This is a genomic window from Paenibacillus alkaliterrae, assembly GCF_021532375.1.
Lineage (GTDB): Bacteria > Bacillota > Bacilli > Paenibacillales > Paenibacillaceae > Pristimantibacillus > Pristimantibacillus alkaliterrae.
Map to the genome: position 1 here is coordinate 83,714 of NZ_JAKGAP010000007.1, position 15,630 is coordinate 99,343.

A 15,630-nucleotide genomic window follows, 5' to 3' on the forward strand; every position below is an offset into this window, starting at 1 on the left:
GAAATCATTGAACTCCAATCAAAGGAAGCGATGGTTTGGCCTAATTCTCGTGTTCTTCATTTGTATGATCGGGAGCTCCACCCCGTTTCAACATTTTGCCGCCATTCCGAATGAACTTCGTTTATTCTCCGGGCAACTGAAACGATTACAATATGGAGTGCCCGTTCATGCAGAAGTAACGGTCGACCCTCATATGCTTAAGATTAATGGTACTTCCAGTAACTCGCTGTCCGTCAATTTGAATGAACCACTGTCATTGCAACCGAATCATAGCGGTCAAACCAAAATGAAAGTGAAATTATTTGGTAAAATTCCATTTAAGACGGTTAAAGTCAATGTCGTACCAGATTTACGCGTTATTCCGGGCGGTCAAACGATCGGTGTTAAAGTGAAATCAGCGGGTGTCTTAGTTGTTGGACACCACCAAGTTGTAAGTGATTCAGGGGAGAAACAATCACCTGGAGAAGCGGCTGGACTGCGTTTAGGTGACCTTATCGTAAAGATCAATGGGAAAAGAGTCAATGAAGTTCACAAGGTGGCAGAGCTATGCGAAAAAGCCGGTCTTGATAAGCAATCGCTCTTAGTAAGCTATAAACGCGACGGAAAGTTTGCTGAAACGCGTTTAACTCCTTTGTTCGATGCGGAAGACAAAGCTTGGAGATTAGGCTTGTATATCCGTGACTCCGCTGCGGGAGTTGGGACGCTTACGTTTTACGCACCCGATCAAGGGGTGTATGGAGCATTGGGACATGTCATAACAGACATGGATACACAAACGCCGATCGAAGTTGGTGAAGGTCAAATTTTACAATCAAGCGTTACATCTATTAACAAAAGCCAAAATGGCGAACCTGGAGAAAAACGAGCTCAATTTGTGAAAGAAAGCAAAATATTAGGTAATGTTGAACGAAATACTCGATTTGGCATTTTCGGTAAAATGAATGAAGTTCCTACCCACAGCTACAATTCAAATTCAGTTCCCGTAGCATTTGCCGAAGACGTTAAAGAAGGACAAGCACAAATCTTAACGGTCATAAGCGGACAGAAGGTAGAACGTTTCAATATCGAAATCATTCATGTCTCAAAGCAACCAGGCCCTGCAACTAAGGGAATGGTTATCAAAATTACGGATAAACGATTACTGAACAAGACAGGCGGTATCGTGCAAGGTATGTCAGGAAGTCCTATAATACAGGATGGTAAGCTTGTAGGTGCTGTCACTCATGTATTTGTAAACGACCCTGCCTCAGGATACGGCTGCTTCATCGAATGGATGCTGCAGGATGCAGGCATATTGTTGAAATCAGCTAACGGTCGAGTAGATGAGGCTGCATAACACGTGCAAGCTTTTATAATAAGCGTCTGGTATGGCTGAGGAAATGCCATGCTGGACGTTTTTATTTTATTTAGATTGAATGAATTAAAACCGCGTCTTTGTCATTGTGGGCGATGGAATTTGTCGAAGAAGAAAGAACGAAATCGTTATATGTAGTAAATTTTTAATTATAACGAAGTCACGTAAAAAAATAAAGAAAAATAATATTCGACAGAAGGAATTAATCTACCCATGTCGAAAACTTTAAGTAGACAACTAGTGAGCGAAATAATGAATAACATTTAAGGGAGGACCACAACTTGCATAAGATCGAAGTACTATTGGCAGATGACAACAGAGAATTCACTAACCTGTTATCGGAATACATATCCGAACAATCTGATATGAGTGTAAGTGGAGTCGCTTATAATGGAGAAGAGGTTTTAAGACATTTGGAGGAAACACGAAACGTTCCGGATGTACTTATACTTGATATTATTATGCCTCATTTGGATGGACTTGGCGTGCTTGAGCGCTTGAAAGAAATGAACCTGTCCCCTATGCCGAAAATTATTATGCTTACTGCTTTCGGTCAAGAAAATATTACTCAGAAAGCTGTTCAATTGGGCGCTTCCTATTATATTTTGAAGCCGTTCGATATGGATATCTTAGCGAACCGTATTCGTCAGCTAGCCGGTAATCCGACATTCTCCTCGACGGGCAGCTTCTCAACGAGTTCCTCAACTTTGAAGTCGAATGTCGTGCCAATCGCTAAAGGAAAAAACCTCGATGCGAACATTACGAGCATTATCCATGAAATTGGCGTACCCGCCCACATTAAAGGGTATCAATATTTACGCGAGGCGATAACGATGGTGTATAACAATATTGAAATTCTGGGAGCGATTACAAAAACACTGTATCCGGCGATCGCCGAAAAATTCAAAACGACGCCTTCACGCGTCGAACGCGCGATCCGCCACGCGATTGAAGTCGCATGGACGCGCGGCAACATCGACAGCATCAGCCACTTGTTCGGGTACACCATCAACATCAGCAAGTCGAAGCCAACCAATTCCGAGTTCATCGCGATGGTGGCAGATAAGCTGCGAATCGAGCATAAGGTGAGCTAATTGTCATAATCGAAGATACTCAGTTCTTGGATATGCTTGACTAATTAAAACCGTTTGTTATTGGATTGCTTATAGCAGTCCGTAACAAACGGTTTTTTAACAAGAGTATGTATGCGCGAAGGAGAGACGATAAGGCTAAACAAAAAAAGGCCATCATAGGATGCCTTAGTTGTAAACGACTCTTCTATTTAAGTAAACATTTTTTCCATACTTTTGGATTAATCCGTAGGACTCCGCTTTTACATAAGCATGAATTTCTTTTAATCGTTGGTTGCTTGGTTGAAGGGTCTCTTTTACTTTCCCATCAACGAATACATCAAATACAATTTTCATCTTGCACCTCATTTTCTTTTGATATTCTTATATTAGTATTTATGTATTTCGTAATGATAAAGTGTAGTTAGGAATATTGTAATCATTTTTCGAAAGCATTATCGCAATGTAAAATACAAAAGAGATCGGTATTGACTTGCTTTTGAACAAAATAAAAACCGCTAGTCTGCGATTCGAATAAATCGTCAGAATAAGCGGTTTTGCAGGAAGGAATTAGCTTTGGGGCTTCGGAGGACGCGATCGCTTCTGCTTAAAGCGCGGGGCGACGTAATTACGCTTCCGATCTCTGAAAAAGGTCCAGCCGCCAATAAAGCCGGCGCCGGCGGCGAACATAATGAAGCCCACTATAAACTTCAGCCACTGAAAATGAGGCGTAACGGCATCATTACCGAAATCGGAGAAGTACACAAAGACGGTATCCTTCATTTCTAGAAATCCAAAGCAAGCGAGTAAGCCGGGAATGACAAGCATTAAAATCGCGATAAATCGGGCTGTGACTAATTTCATGAAAGCAGCGTCTCCTTGTCGGTCAAAATATACAGTTAGCTCTATCATACCTGTTTACGTTACGAGTGTCTATTTCATAAAGGACGATGTAATGGTCGGCCAAAACAGGTACAATAGAAAGGTATGTCATGATACAATGCATAAGGGCAGTAGTGATCAACGAATGTTTATGCGAAAAAAATATATAGTGCAGGAATTAGTGGAGGGAATGGTAATATGGCTATACAGGTAGATGTCGCTGTACTTGGCGGAGGTCCAGGCGGCTATACGGCAGCGATTCGCGCGGCTCAGCTCGGAAAGACGGTAGCGATCATAGAGATGGATAAGCTTGGAGGAACCTGTCTACATAAGGGCTGCATACCGAGCAAGTCGCTGCTTCGAAGCGCGGAGGTATTCGCAACGCTCCACAACGCAAGTACATATGGGATACAAATAACGGAAGGCGCCATTTCGCTGGACTTTGGCAAGGTCCAGGCGCGCAAGGATCAAACGGTGGAGCAGCTATATCGCGGACTTCAAGGTTTGATGAAAAATAACGGCATTCAAATCATTCAAGGCAAGGGCAGAGTTATTGGTCCTTCTATTTTTTCACCGCGCAGCGGCTCGCTTGCCGTTGAATTGCCTGATGGAGAAATGGAATCGGTCGTTTCCACTAATCTCATTATCGCGACAGGCTCAAGACCGCGTACGCTTCCCGGTCTAATACCGGATGGTCAATTCATTTTGACTAGCGATGAAGCGCTGGTGATGGACGAGCTTCCTGCATCTATTCTTATTGTCGGCGGAGGCGTTATTGGAGTGGAATGGGCTTCACTGCTTCATGATTTTGGCGTTCAGGTAACGCTGGTAGAAGCGGGCTCACGATTGCTGCCGGGTGAGGATACCGAGGTTTCGGCTGAGCTGACGAAGCTGCTTCGAAGCCGCGGCGTGCGTATATTAACGGGCATTCAGCTGCAGACGGATAACTGCAAGGTCGATAACGGAGAAGTGTCGATTTCGGCCAGCACACCGGATGGTGACGTTCTGTTGAATGCAGAGAAGCTGCTTATTTCCGTCGGTCGATTACCGAACGTTGAAGGCATTGGACTTGAAAATACCGATATTCGAACAGCTAATGGAGCCATTGAGGTGAATGCATTCGGACAGACGAGCGAGCCCCATATCTATGCGATTGGCGATGTTGTAGGCGGCGTTCAGCTCGCACATGCGGCTGCGCATGAGGGGATCAATGCCGCTGAGCATATTGGCGGAGCCAAACCGGCTGCGATAGAGCACCATCTCATCCCGCGCTGCATTTATTCGCGGCCCGAGATTGCTTCCTACGGTTTGACGGAGGACGGAGCCCGTGCGAAAGGGTTTGATATTAAAACCGGTAAAATCCCTTTCGGGGCCATTAGCAAGGCGCTTGTGCTCGGTGAAAAGGATGGCTTTGTCAAGGTGATCGCCGATCGCAGGACGAATGATATTGTTGGCGTTCATATGATTGGGGCACATGCAACGGACTTAATATCTGAAGCTGCACTTGCAGGTGTTCTCAACGCGACACCTTGGGAGGTCGGGCAGATGATTCACCCGCATCCGACGCTTGCCGAGGCGCTCGGCGAAGCGATGCTGGCCGTGGACGGCAAAGCGATCTCGTTCTAAAGGGACAGTTTTCTTTTTAGGCCAAATGAGGTTATAATATATATGATCAAGTCTTAGTACCAGGTTATAATAGTAGGTAAAAGGAGGAACACCTTATGACCCAATCCGCTTCTTCTGGGCAAAATGTTCGTCATTTGGAATTAGGGCTTAGCGATGAGCAAGCAATTGACATGTATGCTATGATGGTGACCGCGCGCAAATTCGATGAACGGATGCTGCTGCTGCAGCGTGCGGGTAAAATTAATTTTCACGTTTCCGGTGTTGGCCAAGAGGTAGCACAGGTAGCGGCTGCATTCGCATTAGATCGCCAAAACGATTATTTCTTGCCTTATTACCGCGATTACGGCTTCGTTTTATCAGTTGGCATGACGCTGCGCGATTTATTGCTGTCCGTATTCGCGAAAGCGGAGGATCCCAACAGCGGCGGTCGGCAAATGCCAGGGCATTTCGGATCGAAGAAGCTACGCATCGTAACGGGCTCCAGCCCGGTAACGACACAGGTTCCGCATGCAGTAGGCATTGCATTGGCAGCGAAAATGAAAAAGAACCCGCTCGTCAGCTTCGTGACGTTCGGTGAAGGCTCCAGCAATCAGGGTGACTTCCATGAAGGCTGTAACTTTGCTGGCGTGCATAAGCTGCCTGTCATTTTCATGTGCGAAAACAATCAATATGCGATTTCCGTACCTATCCATAAACAGCTTGCCGGTAAAGTCGCAGATCGCGCAATCGGATATGGCTTCCCAGGTCTGCAGGTGGATGGCAACGATGCCCTCGAAGTGTTCCGGGTCGTGAAGGAAGCGCGCGAGCGTGCCATTGCCGGCGAAGGCCCGACACTTATAGAAGCGCTTATGTACCGTATATCTCCGCATTCCACGTCAGATAACGATCTTGCGTATCGGACAAAGGAAGAGGTTGAGCTGAATAGAGCGAAGGACGGCATTCCAAAATATAAAGAATACTTAATCGATTGCGGCATTTGGTCGGAGGCGCTCGAGGCCGAGCTCCAGGCGAAAATTCGTAAAGAGCTTGATGAAGCAACCGAATATGGCGATAAAGCGCCGTTCCCTGCGCCTGAATCGACATTGCTGCATGTTTATGCGGATGACGCGGAGCAAGGAGGGCGAAGCTAATGGCAGCTATGGATTATATCGATGCGATACGGCTTGCAATGAAGGAAGAAATGGAACGTGATGAGGATGTTTTCGTGCTTGGCGAGGATGTCGGTCTAAAAGGCGGCGTGTTCACGACGACGAAAGGACTGATGGAGCAGTTTGGCGAGGAGCGCACGCTTGATACGCCTCTTGCTGAATCAGCAATCGCGGGCGTTGCCATTGGCGCGGCGTTGTATGGGATGAAGCCAATAGCGGAAATGCAATATTCAGATTTCATGTTCCCGGCAACGAACCAGATTATTAGCGAAGCGGCAAAAATTAGGTATCGTTCTAATAATGACTGGTCGTGTCCGCTCGTTATTCGCGCGCCGATCGGCGGGGGCGTATTTGGAGGTCTCTACCATTCCCAATGTCCGGAATCCGTATTTTTCGGAACACCGGGCCTAAAGATCGTCGCGCCTTACCGGGCCTACGATGCAAAGGGCTTATTGAAGGCGGCGGTACGCGATCCAGATCCCGTTATTTATTTTGAAAACAAAAAATGCTATAAACTTATTAACGATGATGTTCCCGATACGGATTACATCGTGCCGATCGGCAAGGCGAACGTTCTTCGCGAGGGCGACGATCTTACGGTAATCGGCTATAGTCTGCCGCTTCACTTCGTGGAGCAGGCGGCAGAAGAACTCGCAGGCGAGGGAATAAGCACTCAAATTCTTGATCTTCGGACATTGCAGCCGCTTGATAAAGAAGGTATTCTTGATGCGGTACGCAAAACAGGCAAAGTACTCATTATTCACGAGGATAATAAGACGGGCGGAGTCGGTGCCGAGGTGTCCGCTATTATCGCCGAAGAGCTGTTATATGAGCTTGATGCGCCTATCATGCGTTTATGCGGTCCGGATGTCCCGGCTATGCCGATTAACCCGCCGGGCGAGAAGTTTTTTATGCTCAATAAGGAAAAAGTGAAAGAGGCCATGCGGCATTTGGCGCAATATTAGGCGTCAGTTGGGAGATGAGATACATGAAATCACTGACAGAAATCGTCGTGCCGCAGCTTGCGGAATCGCTCGTATCGGCCACTATTGATAAATGGTTGAAGCAGCCAGGCGATTGGGTAAATATTTATGAGCCAGTCTGTGAGATATTGACAGATAAAGTAAATGCTGAGCTTCCTTCTACGGTAGCGGGCAAGCTCGTGAAAATTTTAGTGGGCAAGGGTGAGACGGTGCCTGTGGGAACGGCGATCTGCATGATCGAAACCGAGGATGCGGGCGATGCGGAGGCTTCCGCTGATTTGCAGCCCGATTATACGGGATCTGTAAAAGCTTCGCCGCCGATCGCAGCCGCTGAAGCGGATTCGGAGGATGCGCCGATGCGTAACCGATTCTCGCCAGCCGTACAGCAATTGGCTGCGGAGCATTCTATTCGGTTGACGGATGTTCACGGAACCGGACTGGGAGGCCGCATAACACGCAAGGATGTGCTTGCTTATGTTGCTTCCGGTGCCGGAAAAGCGAATCTTGCAACTGGCAGTAATGCGTCTGTAACGACGCAGACCGCCGTAGACGCGGCAGGACAGGTGCGTTCGTCCGGTTTGCATTTGACAGAAACGCCCCGGTTGCCGAGAATCGAGGTCGAAGGGGCGTCGGCCAGCCGCGGCGACAGCTTTATTGATGTAACGCCGCTTCGCAATACGATCGCGCGTAATATGAGGCAAAGCGTCAGCGAAATTCCGCATGCTTGGACGATGATCGAGGTCGATGTGACGAATCTCGTACTGCTGCGGAATAAGCTGAAGGATGATTTTATGAAACGAGAAGGCATTAACTTGACCTATTTAGCTTTCCTGCTGAAAGCAGTCGTTAATGCGATCAAGGATTTCCCGATTATGAACTCCATGTGGGCTGTTGATAAAATTATCGTCAAGCGTGACATCAATATTTCGTTAGCAGTTGGTACAGAGGACTCCGTATTGACTCCGGTCATAAAAAATGCCGATCACAAAAACATTGCAGGCCTTGCGAAGGAAATTGAAGAGCTTGCCCGTAAAACACGCGAAGGCAAGCTCACGTTGTCGGATATGCAGGGCGGCACGTTTACGGTAAACAATACGGGTTCATTCGGATCGATTTTGTCTTATCCGATCATTAATTACCCGCAAGCAGCAATTTTGACCTTCGAATCCATCGTGAAGCGGCCTGTCGTTATTAATGATATGTTGGCCGTTCGTTCCATGGCGAACCTATGTTTGTCGCTGGATCATCGGATTTTGGACGGAGTGATCTGCGGACGTTTCCTGCAGCGGGTGAAGGACAATTTGGAGAGTTTCAATTTGGAAAGCAAATTGTACTAGAAATGGGGAAAACCAACATGGCTGATGCTAATAACGCAAATAGCTTGAAACAGTTGGATGCCCGCTATATTAGACTGCTCGAATACGCTGATGCGTGGGAGCTGCAAAAAGCATACGTAAAGCAAATTGATCGGGAGGAGCGTCAGGAGACGCTTCTCCTTCTTCAGCATCCGCCTACCTATACAATGGGTTCAGACAAGCATCCGGAGCATTTGCTGCTTGGAGAAGCTGAGCTTAAGGAGCGCGGTATCTCTTTGTTTCAAATCGATCGCGGCGGAGACATTACTTATCACGGGCCAGGCCAGCTGGTTGGGTATCCGCTGTTATATTTGGACGCTGCCGGTCTCGATTTGCATGCTTATTTGCGCAGTCTGGAGCAGGTCATTATGAATTGGCTTGCCGAGTATGGTATAGAAGCGGGCAGAAAACCGGAATATACAGGAGTGTGGGTCGGCGATCAGAAAATTGCGGCAATCGGAGTGAAATTTAATAAAGCCCGGCACCGGCGGGGCTTTATTACGAGTCATGGCTTCGCATTAAATGTGAAGGCCGGAATTGCTGCCGACGGGTTTAGCGGCATCATTCCTTGCGGAATCGAGCAGTACGGCGTTACCTCGTTCAATGACCTGACGGGGGGTTGCCTTTCGGTCGAGGAAACCGCGAGCCAGTTGCTCCCTCATTTTGCAAAGGTGTTCGGTTATGAGCTCGCAGCATTAATAAAATAGCGAACCGATGCCCGCAAACAATGTGGTAATTAGAAGTGCGGATACCAGTACGATTGCGATGATACGCATAAGTTGCTGTCTGTGCATAGAGCAGGACTCCTTTCCTGTTGAAGCTTTATAAAGCTTGTCATAGTCTATAGTATACCAAATTAACGGACGGAGGAAACGTAATGATTGCAAAGGACCGTTTAGTTGGCGAATTTATGGATTTGGTGCGCATCGATAGCGAAACGGGGAATGAACAGGAAATAAGCCGGGTAATAAAGGAAAAGTTCGAAGCGCTGGGGCTGCAAGTCAGCGAAGATGATGCGGCGGCTAAAACCGGTCACGGCGCGGGCAATCTTTTTGCTTTATGGGAAGCGGACGGAGAGGATGAGAAGGTTCCGACTATTTTCTTTACTTGCCATATGGATACAGTTACGCCTGGCGCAGGCATTAAGCCGCAGCTTGATGCGGATGGCTATATTCGGAGCGACGGCACGACGATTCTCGGAGCAGATGATAAAGCGGGCATCTCGGCTATTTTTGAAGCGGTTCGCGTCGTAAAGGAGCAGTCCATTCCGCATGGCCGCATTCAGTTTGTCATTACGGTAGGCGAGGAATCCGGTCTGCTTGGGGCGCGAGCACTCGATGCTTCGAAACTGGTGGCGAAATTCGGGTATGCGCTCGATTCGAACGGAGCGGTCGGCGATATAGCGGTCGCGGCACCTACACAAGCAAAGGTAACGATTAAAATGTACGGGCGATCTGCACACGCAGGGGTAAATCCGGAGGATGGCATCAGCGCGATTCAGGTCGCCGGTAAAGCGATCTCAAGAATGCCGCTTGGACGTATTGATGAGGAAACAACGGCTAATATTGGCCGATTCGAAGGCGGAGGAGCAACGAATATCGTCTGTGATTTTGTAAGGCTTGATGCGGAGGCGCGCAGCATTGTACAGCATAAGCTGGACAATCAGCTTGAGGCCATGCGCAAAGCTGTATTAAGCGCAGCTGAAGAATTTGGAGCCCGCGGCGAGCTGGAGAGTGAAATCATATATCCGGCTTATCAATACGATGATGAAGATCCTGTCGTACAACTGGCGAAAAAAGCGATAACGGCTATCGGCCGTACACCGCGAACCTTCCATTCCGGGGGCGGCAGCGATGCCAACATTTTTAATGGACTCGGTGTGCCGACAGTTAATCTTGCCGTCGGCTATGAGCACATTCATACGACTAAGGAGCAGATCAAAGTTGAGAATTTAGTGAAGACGACGGAGCTAATTGTTGAGATTATCAAACAAGCAGCCAAAGCTGCATTATAAGCTGCTCTGAGATTAACATGCTGTTCCAGCTTTGTTACTTGAATTTACTTGTTGCGACATGACAGAAAGCCCTTCGATCCTATTGTCCAGCGCAGGCTGAAGCAGGATGGAGGGTTTTTGTCTGGAAGCTGTAGACAATCAGCGTTCTTTGCCTGACTGAATCCGGCGTACGCTGATTATGTTCGTGTACTCGGACAATGGGCTTTTTGAGAGCGAGGCTGCAGATAATTTGCGCAGCTGATGACGTATTTCCCAGCCTTTTCCTACAAGACGTAAATGGTTCAAAGCAACATATTGTTTCATAATAATCCGCCCCTGTCGATTTGATATAATGATAGATATGCAGGTGCCGGACAAGTTATGCGAACTCGATATACGGAAATAAAGGAGATGAGATAAGATGAATGAGAGGCAAGAGAATGCGCTGTGGCGTGAGGAAACGATAAAAACGGACCCGATATTTACGGGTAAAATGATATCTTTGCAGGTAGACACCGTTACCCTGGCAGATGGAAGAACGGCGACAAGAGAGATCGTCAAGCATCCAGGCGCCGCTGCCGTTATGGCGTTATTAGACGGCAAGCTTCTCGTCGTTGAGCAATTCAGAAAGCCGCTTGAGAAATTCCAAATCGAAATTCCGGCAGGCAAGCTCGATCCGGGCGAGGATCCGCAAACAGCAGCAGCCCGCGAGCTAGAAGAAGAAACCGGTTACCGATCAAACAACCTCAAGCTTTTAAGCTCGTTCTACACGTCACCGGGCTTCGCCGACGAGAAGCTTTATGTCTACTTCACTGACCAAGTCGAGCAAGGCGTCCAAAGCCCTGACGAGGACGAAAATCTCAAAGTAGAAGCGATCACCCTCGAGCAAGCGGAAGCCTATATACAAGAAGGTCGTATAAGCGATGCCAAAACCATCCTTGCCGTCTACGCCTGGAAGCTCTACACCCTGACAGGTCGGCTCTAGCCGACCTCCGTCATACCTCCCCCCAAACCCTCATATAGTAAAATAGACAACCCTTAAAATTCACTCATCTTTAAGACTCACTCACTCACTCACTCACTCATTCTGTTTTCGAATGGAAGCGTGTCCCTCAGGGACGAAAGCGATCCTAAATACAAAGAAACTCACAACCGTCTCTAAATCACCTGCGTTACCGTTGCACTTTCAGGTACCACAAGAGATCCCAAAGAAAGCGTGTCCTGCAGGGACGAAAGCGTTCGATGCTCCAACGTATCACGCGAGCGACAGTTCATCTCCTTCGTTCGTCCAATTGCGGGTGTCCAGAGGGTGCAACCCTTGGGGCCCTCCCTTGGAAGGGAGGGTTTGGGAGGGTTCGAAAGCCTTTGAAGGTTTGGGTAGAAGCCTTTGAAGGTTTGGCAGAAAAACCCTCGAGGGCAGGGTGAAGCATCAGAAAGGTTGGATGGCCATGATCAAAAATCAACTGTCATTATATGTATTTGTTTCGGTATTGTTCGTTGTGGGCGTTATATTTGGTGCGTTGATGGTGAATGCATTGACGCTTGAACAGCAGCAGGAACTTGCTCGGGACATAGACCAGTATGTGCAGCTAATGAATGCGGGAATCGGCACAGGCGATGCAGCATCGTTTTGGGAACGTTTTATCTTTCATAGCAAATGGCTCATCATTTTATGGCTGCTGGGGATTACAGTGGTCGGTATTCCTGGGGTGCTGGCCCTGAATTTCCTTAAGGGTGCTTTGGTAGGATTTTCAGTGGGTACGCTGATTAATCAATACGCTTGGAAGGGCGTACTGTTTTCGCTTGTGTCGATTGCTCCGCAAAACATCCTTGCCGTTCCGGCGATGATCATCGCAAGCGCGGCAGCCATTTCATTCTCGATGTTTGTCATCAAAAACAGACTGTTGCAGCAAAAAGGCGATCTGGCGCCTCAGCTCGGTTCGTTCACGTCTACTGCGATGCTTATGCTCATTATTTTTGCTGGAGCAGCCTTGTTTGAGGCCTATTTGTCTCCATCCCTGATCAGTTGGGTTTCACCGCTTCTGTTGCCGGCTGACCCGCATTATGACGCCAAAATGTTTGACTTTCCTGCAGGTTAGCACCTATAATGAGAGGAAACGTTTCCTGAAATAGGTGCAGACATGTGGTAGGGGGGAAATCATGGAGGCCCGGATTGAGAAGATTAAACAACAGTTGCAGTCGCAGGGCTACAAATTAACCCCGCAGCGTGAAGCTACGGTTCGTGTTCTTCTTGAAAACGAAGACGACCATCTGAGCGCTGAAGATGTATTTATGCTAGTAAAAGATAAGGCGCCAGAAATCGGACTTGCAACGGTTTATCGGACATTGGAATTGCTAAGTGAAATGCATGTTGTCGAAAAGTTGAACTTCGGCGATGGGGTTGCCAGGTACGATTTGCGTACTGACAGTAACAAGCATCATCACCATCACTTAATATGCGTACAATGCGGATCAATGGATGAAATAAAAGAAGACTGGCTTTTGCCGCTTGAAGAACGTTTAGAACTGGAATACGGTTTTTTTGTAGTCGATCATAGGCTGGATTTTCAAGGTGTATGCCGTCGTTGCAAAGAAAAGAATGATCAAACAAAACCAAATGACAATCAAAAATAAACGGCCTGGCTGCCCAGCATCTCTGGACGGCAAGGCCGTTTTGGCACTCATTTGGACAAGAATATGCGATCGAGCTGCATCAATCCCGAGCCCTGGGAACGGGTCCCGTAGCCCTTTAATTTAATGGCGCTCCGGCGCAGGCGAGTCTTTACGGCTAAGGGGCTTAATCCTGCTTTTCCTGCCATCAATAAAGCCGCGCCGCCAGCCACATGCGGTGCCGCCATACTCGTGCCGGATTGCACCGAATAGGTGCCGCCAAGCCAGGTTGACCATATTTTCTTACCAGGAGCCGTTATGCTGATTCCTTTCCCTCTGCTGCTGAAATCCGCTATTTGATTTGAGCGGTTAGAGGCGGCAACTGCAATCGTCTCGGCAAAAGAAGCCGGCTCATCGATCTTGCCGCTTGTGCTCCCGGAGTTCCCGGCCGAAGCGACGATGACAATGCCTTGCTTTGCGGCTCGTTTTACGGCTGCATGCAAGCTCTCGCTGCTTTCAGAGCCCAATAAACCTAAGCTCATATTGATGACTTTCATTTTTTTTCGAATACACCAATCAATCCCCTCGATAATATCCGATACATATCCGTTACCATTTCGGTCAAGTGCTTTGACCGCGTACAAAGCGGCCTCAGGCGCTGTCCCTATTATTTTTCCAGGAATGCCTGCTGCGGACACAATACCGGCGACATGAGTTCCATGCCCGTTGTCGTCCGCAAAGGAGCCGCCATCGATTGTATTTATCCCTCCTGCAATTTTTAGATTTGGATGATTTGCAATTCCCGTATCGATAACGGCTATTTTGATGCCATGGCCGCGTGTTGTTTTCCAAGCCTTCGGAGCTTTGATGCGATTTATATTCCATGTGATTAGCGCTGGAGCTGTTGCACGAGTAATCAGCGGCAAAGAGCGGCTGCGGCGTGCCTTGCATTTATTTCTTTCTAATCCATGAGCTCGCAACTTAAGATCCTTTTCCACTAGTCTGACTTGGGGATGAGTGAGTAAGTCCCGCCAAGAGCTGCGGATATCAAAATGGCACCCAATCATTCGGCAGTTTGGAACGGTTTTAAATGGATATATACCTGCTGTTCTTAATTGCTTAAGACAGCGATTATAGGATTTCATGGTACGCAGAATGATTAATTGGCGAAAGGTATGTCGAGAAGGCTTGCAGGCAGCACAGCTTTTAAGCGTGATTTCAAGCTTTGACAAAGTCGGAGCCTCCTTAATCTGGCATTTGGCTATATCAGTGTATGGGGACGACAAAGCTTGCGTATGGGTAACTGCCTTCTGCGCACATATTTTTTGAAATATAACAAAGTATAAATTTGATGTGATTACCGTTCTTGACGATCATTTGGTCCAAACCGTTCATACATCATAGAAAGAGAATGATTATGAAGAGAGCTGTGCTGAATCATGATAAGAGGAGGAGAAGGGTATGATTGTCGGAGTCCCGAAGGAAATGAAACAAAGTGAGTACCGTGTAGCCTTGACGCCTGCAGGAGTGACTGTATTGGCAGCTGCCGGACATCGAGTTCTCGTCGAAACAGGAGCCGGGAACGGAAGCGGCTTTGAGAATGCAGACTATGAACGAGAAGGCGCTGAAGTGGTCGGTACAGCTGAGGAGGTGTGGTCCATAGCCGATATGGTCATGAAGGTCAAAGAACCGTTGCCGGAGGAGTTCGGGTACTTTCGGGATGGCTTGCTGCTGTTTACGTATTTGCATTTAGCGGCTGCGCCGGATTTGACGAAGGCATTAGTCGATAATGGTGTAACTGCAATTGCATATGAGACGATTCAGCTTGCCAATGGCAGTTTACCGCTCTTAACGCCGATGAGCGAGGTCGCAGGTAGAATGTCCGTCCAAGTGGGCGCGCAGTTTCTGGAGGCGTTTAACGGCGGGAGAGGCGTTCTGCTTGGAGGTGTACCTGGCGTGCAACCGGCAGAAGTCGTCATTATAGGCGGTGGAATTGTAGGCACGAATGCTGCGAAAATAGCGCTTGGCATGGGTGCGAACGTGGTGATCTTAGAGAGAAACGCCGATCGGATGCGTTACTTGGACGATGTATTTGGCAGCCGGATACAAACTCTGATGTCCAGTCCGTATCATATTGCGGAAGCAGTGTCCAAAGCGGATCTATTGATAGGAGCTGTTCTTATTCCGGGCGCACGCGCTCCACATCTCGTGACGGAGCAAATGGTTCAGAGTATGAAAAAAGGGGCGGTTATCGTTGATGTGGCTGTCGATCAAGGCGGTTCCATCGCAACCGTAGACCGGCCTACTACTCACAAGGACCCTATTTATATGAAGCACGGAGTCGTTCACTATGCGGTAGCGAACATACCAGGCGCGGTTCCCCGGACATCCACGTTCGCATTAACAAACGTTACGATAAGCTATGCGTTAGAGCTGGCGAATCAAGGTATGGATGCCGTTCGCAAAAGCGTGCCTCTACAAAAAGGGGTGAACACCCATAGAGGCAAGGTGACGAATGAACCGGTTGCTGCAGCTACGAACCTGCCATTTACTCCGCTTGAAAAATGGTTAGACAGCGTCCCTTACGACCGATTGCAGCTTTGACGGTA

The 15,630-nt window shown here is 48.0% G+C and carries 17 protein-coding genes; 12 read left to right on the forward strand and 5 right to left on the reverse strand.

The window, feature by feature from the left end:
• Nucleotides 1-7 precede the first annotated feature (7 nt).
• Both spoIVB and spo0A read left to right on the forward strand, forming a co-directional pair.
• A complete protein-coding gene (spoIVB, locus tag L1N85_RS03645; protein ID WP_235234814.1) occupies nt 8-1,336 on the forward strand; it encodes a SpoIVB peptidase in 1,329 nt (442 codons plus the stop codon).
• 299 nt (nt 1,337-1,635) lie between these two features.
• The gene (spo0A, locus tag L1N85_RS03650) at nt 1,636-2,448 is read left to right on the forward strand and encodes a sporulation transcription factor Spo0A (protein ID WP_235234815.1); all 813 of its coding nucleotides are present in this window, start codon (nt 1,636-1,638) and stop codon (nt 2,446-2,448) included.
• A 165-nt stretch (nt 2,449-2,613) separates the two neighbouring features.
• Here spo0A and L1N85_RS03655 read toward each other — a convergent pair whose 3' ends face one another.
• Nucleotides 2,614-2,781, reverse strand: a complete 168-nt coding sequence (locus tag L1N85_RS03655; RefSeq protein WP_235234816.1) for a mechanosensitive ion channel protein MscL — start codon at nt 2,779-2,781, stop codon at nt 2,614-2,616.
• A gap of 213 nt (nt 2,782-2,994) precedes the next feature.
• Complete coding sequence (locus L1N85_RS03660) at nt 2,995-3,288, reverse strand: DUF2627 domain-containing protein (protein ID WP_235234817.1); 294 nt, start codon at nt 3,286-3,288, stop codon at nt 2,995-2,997.
• Nucleotides 3,289-3,504: 216 nt separating this feature from the next.
• On the opposite strand from L1N85_RS03660, the gene lpdA reads away from it, so the two are divergent.
• The 5 genes from lpdA (at nt 3,505) to lipB (ending at nt 9,125) form a co-directional block, all read left to right on the forward strand.
• A complete protein-coding gene (gene lpdA / locus L1N85_RS03665) occupies nt 3,505-4,932 on the forward strand; it encodes a dihydrolipoyl dehydrogenase (protein WP_235234818.1) in 1,428 nt (475 codons plus the stop codon).
• 95 nt (nt 4,933-5,027) lie between these two features.
• Nucleotides 5,028-6,062 (forward strand): thiamine pyrophosphate-dependent dehydrogenase E1 component subunit alpha, encoded by a 1,035-nt coding sequence (locus L1N85_RS03670; RefSeq protein WP_235234819.1) that lies wholly within the window; start codon nt 5,028-5,030, stop codon nt 6,060-6,062.
• Entirely contained in the window at nt 6,062-7,045 is a 984-nt protein-coding gene (locus L1N85_RS03675) for an alpha-ketoacid dehydrogenase subunit beta (protein WP_235234820.1), read from the forward strand. Before L1N85_RS03670 ends, L1N85_RS03675 begins: the two co-directional genes overlap by 1 nt.
• Before the next feature lie 14 nt (nt 7,046-7,059).
• Entirely contained in the window at nt 7,060-8,400 is a 1,341-nt protein-coding gene (locus L1N85_RS03680; protein ID WP_407946313.1) for a dihydrolipoamide acetyltransferase family protein, read from the forward strand.
• Nucleotides 8,401-8,417: 17 nt separating this feature from the next.
• Entirely contained in the window at nt 8,418-9,125 is a 708-nt protein-coding gene (gene lipB, locus L1N85_RS03685; protein ID WP_235234822.1) for a lipoyl(octanoyl) transferase LipB, read from the forward strand.
• Here lipB and prli42 read toward each other — a convergent pair.
• Nucleotides 9,114-9,212, reverse strand: a complete 99-nt coding sequence (prli42, locus tag L1N85_RS03690; RefSeq protein WP_235234823.1) for a stressosome-associated protein Prli42 — start codon at nt 9,210-9,212, stop codon at nt 9,114-9,116. The genes lipB and prli42 overlap by 12 nt on opposite strands.
• Nucleotides 9,213-9,295: 83 nt before the next feature.
• On the opposite strand from prli42, the gene L1N85_RS03695 reads away from it, so the two are divergent.
• A complete protein-coding gene (locus L1N85_RS03695) occupies nt 9,296-10,432 on the forward strand; it encodes a M20/M25/M40 family metallo-hydrolase (protein ID WP_235234824.1) in 1,137 nt (378 codons plus the stop codon).
• A gap of 138 nt (nt 10,433-10,570) precedes the next feature.
• On the opposite strand, the gene mciZ is transcribed toward L1N85_RS03695, so the two are convergent.
• Entirely contained in the window at nt 10,571-10,735 is a 165-nt protein-coding gene (mciZ, locus tag L1N85_RS03700; protein WP_235234825.1) for a Z-ring formation inhibitor MciZ, read from the reverse strand.
• A gap of 97 nt (nt 10,736-10,832) precedes the next feature.
• Here mciZ and L1N85_RS03705 point away from each other — a divergent pair, with 97 nt between their 5' ends.
• From L1N85_RS03705 to fur, 3 genes are all read left to right on the forward strand, one after another.
• Nucleotides 10,833-11,396: an NUDIX hydrolase gene (locus L1N85_RS03705; protein ID WP_235234826.1), complete on the forward strand. Its 564-nt coding sequence runs from the start codon at nt 10,833-10,835 to the stop codon at nt 11,394-11,396.
• Between the two features lie 463 nt (nt 11,397-11,859).
• Nucleotides 11,860-12,510 carry a stage II sporulation protein M gene (spoIIM, locus tag L1N85_RS03710; RefSeq protein WP_235234827.1) on the forward strand — a complete coding sequence of 217 codons (651 nt, stop codon included), beginning with the start codon at nt 11,860-11,862 and terminating at the stop codon, nt 12,508-12,510.
• Between the two features lie 61 nt (nt 12,511-12,571).
• Nucleotides 12,572-13,045: a ferric iron uptake transcriptional regulator gene (fur, locus tag L1N85_RS03715; RefSeq protein ID WP_235234828.1), complete on the forward strand. Its 474-nt coding sequence runs from the start codon at nt 12,572-12,574 to the stop codon at nt 13,043-13,045.
• Between the two features lie 47 nt (nt 13,046-13,092).
• On the opposite strand, the gene L1N85_RS03720 is transcribed toward fur, so the two are convergent.
• On the reverse strand, nt 13,093-14,001 hold the full coding sequence (locus L1N85_RS03720) for a S8 family peptidase (RefSeq protein ID WP_235234829.1): 909 nt from the start codon (nt 13,999-14,001) through the stop codon (nt 13,093-13,095).
• Between the two features lie 481 nt (nt 14,002-14,482).
• Between L1N85_RS03720 and ald the strand changes: the two genes are divergently transcribed.
• A complete protein-coding gene (ald, locus tag L1N85_RS03725) occupies nt 14,483-15,625 on the forward strand; it encodes an alanine dehydrogenase (protein ID WP_235234830.1) in 1,143 nt (380 codons plus the stop codon).
• Nucleotides 15,626-15,630 lie beyond the last annotated feature (5 nt).

Bases quoted from the DNA above. Each gene is read 5' to 3' on its own strand.
- L1N85_RS03705 (WP_235234826.1), top strand. From the start codon at position 10,833: ATGAATGAGAGGCAAGAGAATGCGCTGTGGCGTGAGGAAACGATAAAA.
- lpdA (WP_235234818.1), top strand. From the start codon at position 3,505: ATGGCTATACAGGTAGATGTCGCTGTACTTGGCGGAGGTCCAGGCGGC.
- L1N85_RS03655 (WP_235234816.1), bottom strand. From the start codon at position 2,781: ATGAAAATTGTATTTGATGTATTCGTTGATGGGAAAGTAAAAGAGACC.
- lipB (WP_235234822.1), top strand. From the start codon at position 8,418: ATGGCTGATGCTAATAACGCAAATAGCTTGAAACAGTTGGATGCCCGC.
- L1N85_RS03670 (WP_235234819.1), top strand. From the start codon at position 5,028: ATGACCCAATCCGCTTCTTCTGGGCAAAATGTTCGTCATTTGGAATTA.
- L1N85_RS03680 (WP_407946313.1), top strand. From the start codon at position 7,060: ATGAGATACATGAAATCACTGACAGAAATCGTCGTGCCGCAGCTTGCG.
- L1N85_RS03675 (WP_235234820.1), top strand. From the start codon at position 6,062: ATGGCAGCTATGGATTATATCGATGCGATACGGCTTGCAATGAAGGAA.
- L1N85_RS03695 (WP_235234824.1), top strand. From the start codon at position 9,296: ATGATTGCAAAGGACCGTTTAGTTGGCGAATTTATGGATTTGGTGCGC.
- fur (WP_235234828.1), top strand. From the start codon at position 12,572: ATGGAGGCCCGGATTGAGAAGATTAAACAACAGTTGCAGTCGCAGGGC.
- L1N85_RS03660 (WP_235234817.1), bottom strand. From the start codon at position 3,288: ATGAAATTAGTCACAGCCCGATTTATCGCGATTTTAATGCTTGTCATT.
- ald (WP_235234830.1), top strand. From the start codon at position 14,483: ATGATTGTCGGAGTCCCGAAGGAAATGAAACAAAGTGAGTACCGTGTA.
- mciZ (WP_235234825.1), bottom strand. From the start codon at position 10,735: ATGAAACAATATGTTGCTTTGAACCATTTACGTCTTGTAGGAAAAGGC.
- prli42 (WP_235234823.1), bottom strand. From the start codon at position 9,212: ATGCACAGACAGCAACTTATGCGTATCATCGCAATCGTACTGGTATCC.
- spoIIM (WP_235234827.1), top strand. From the start codon at position 11,860: ATGATCAAAAATCAACTGTCATTATATGTATTTGTTTCGGTATTGTTC.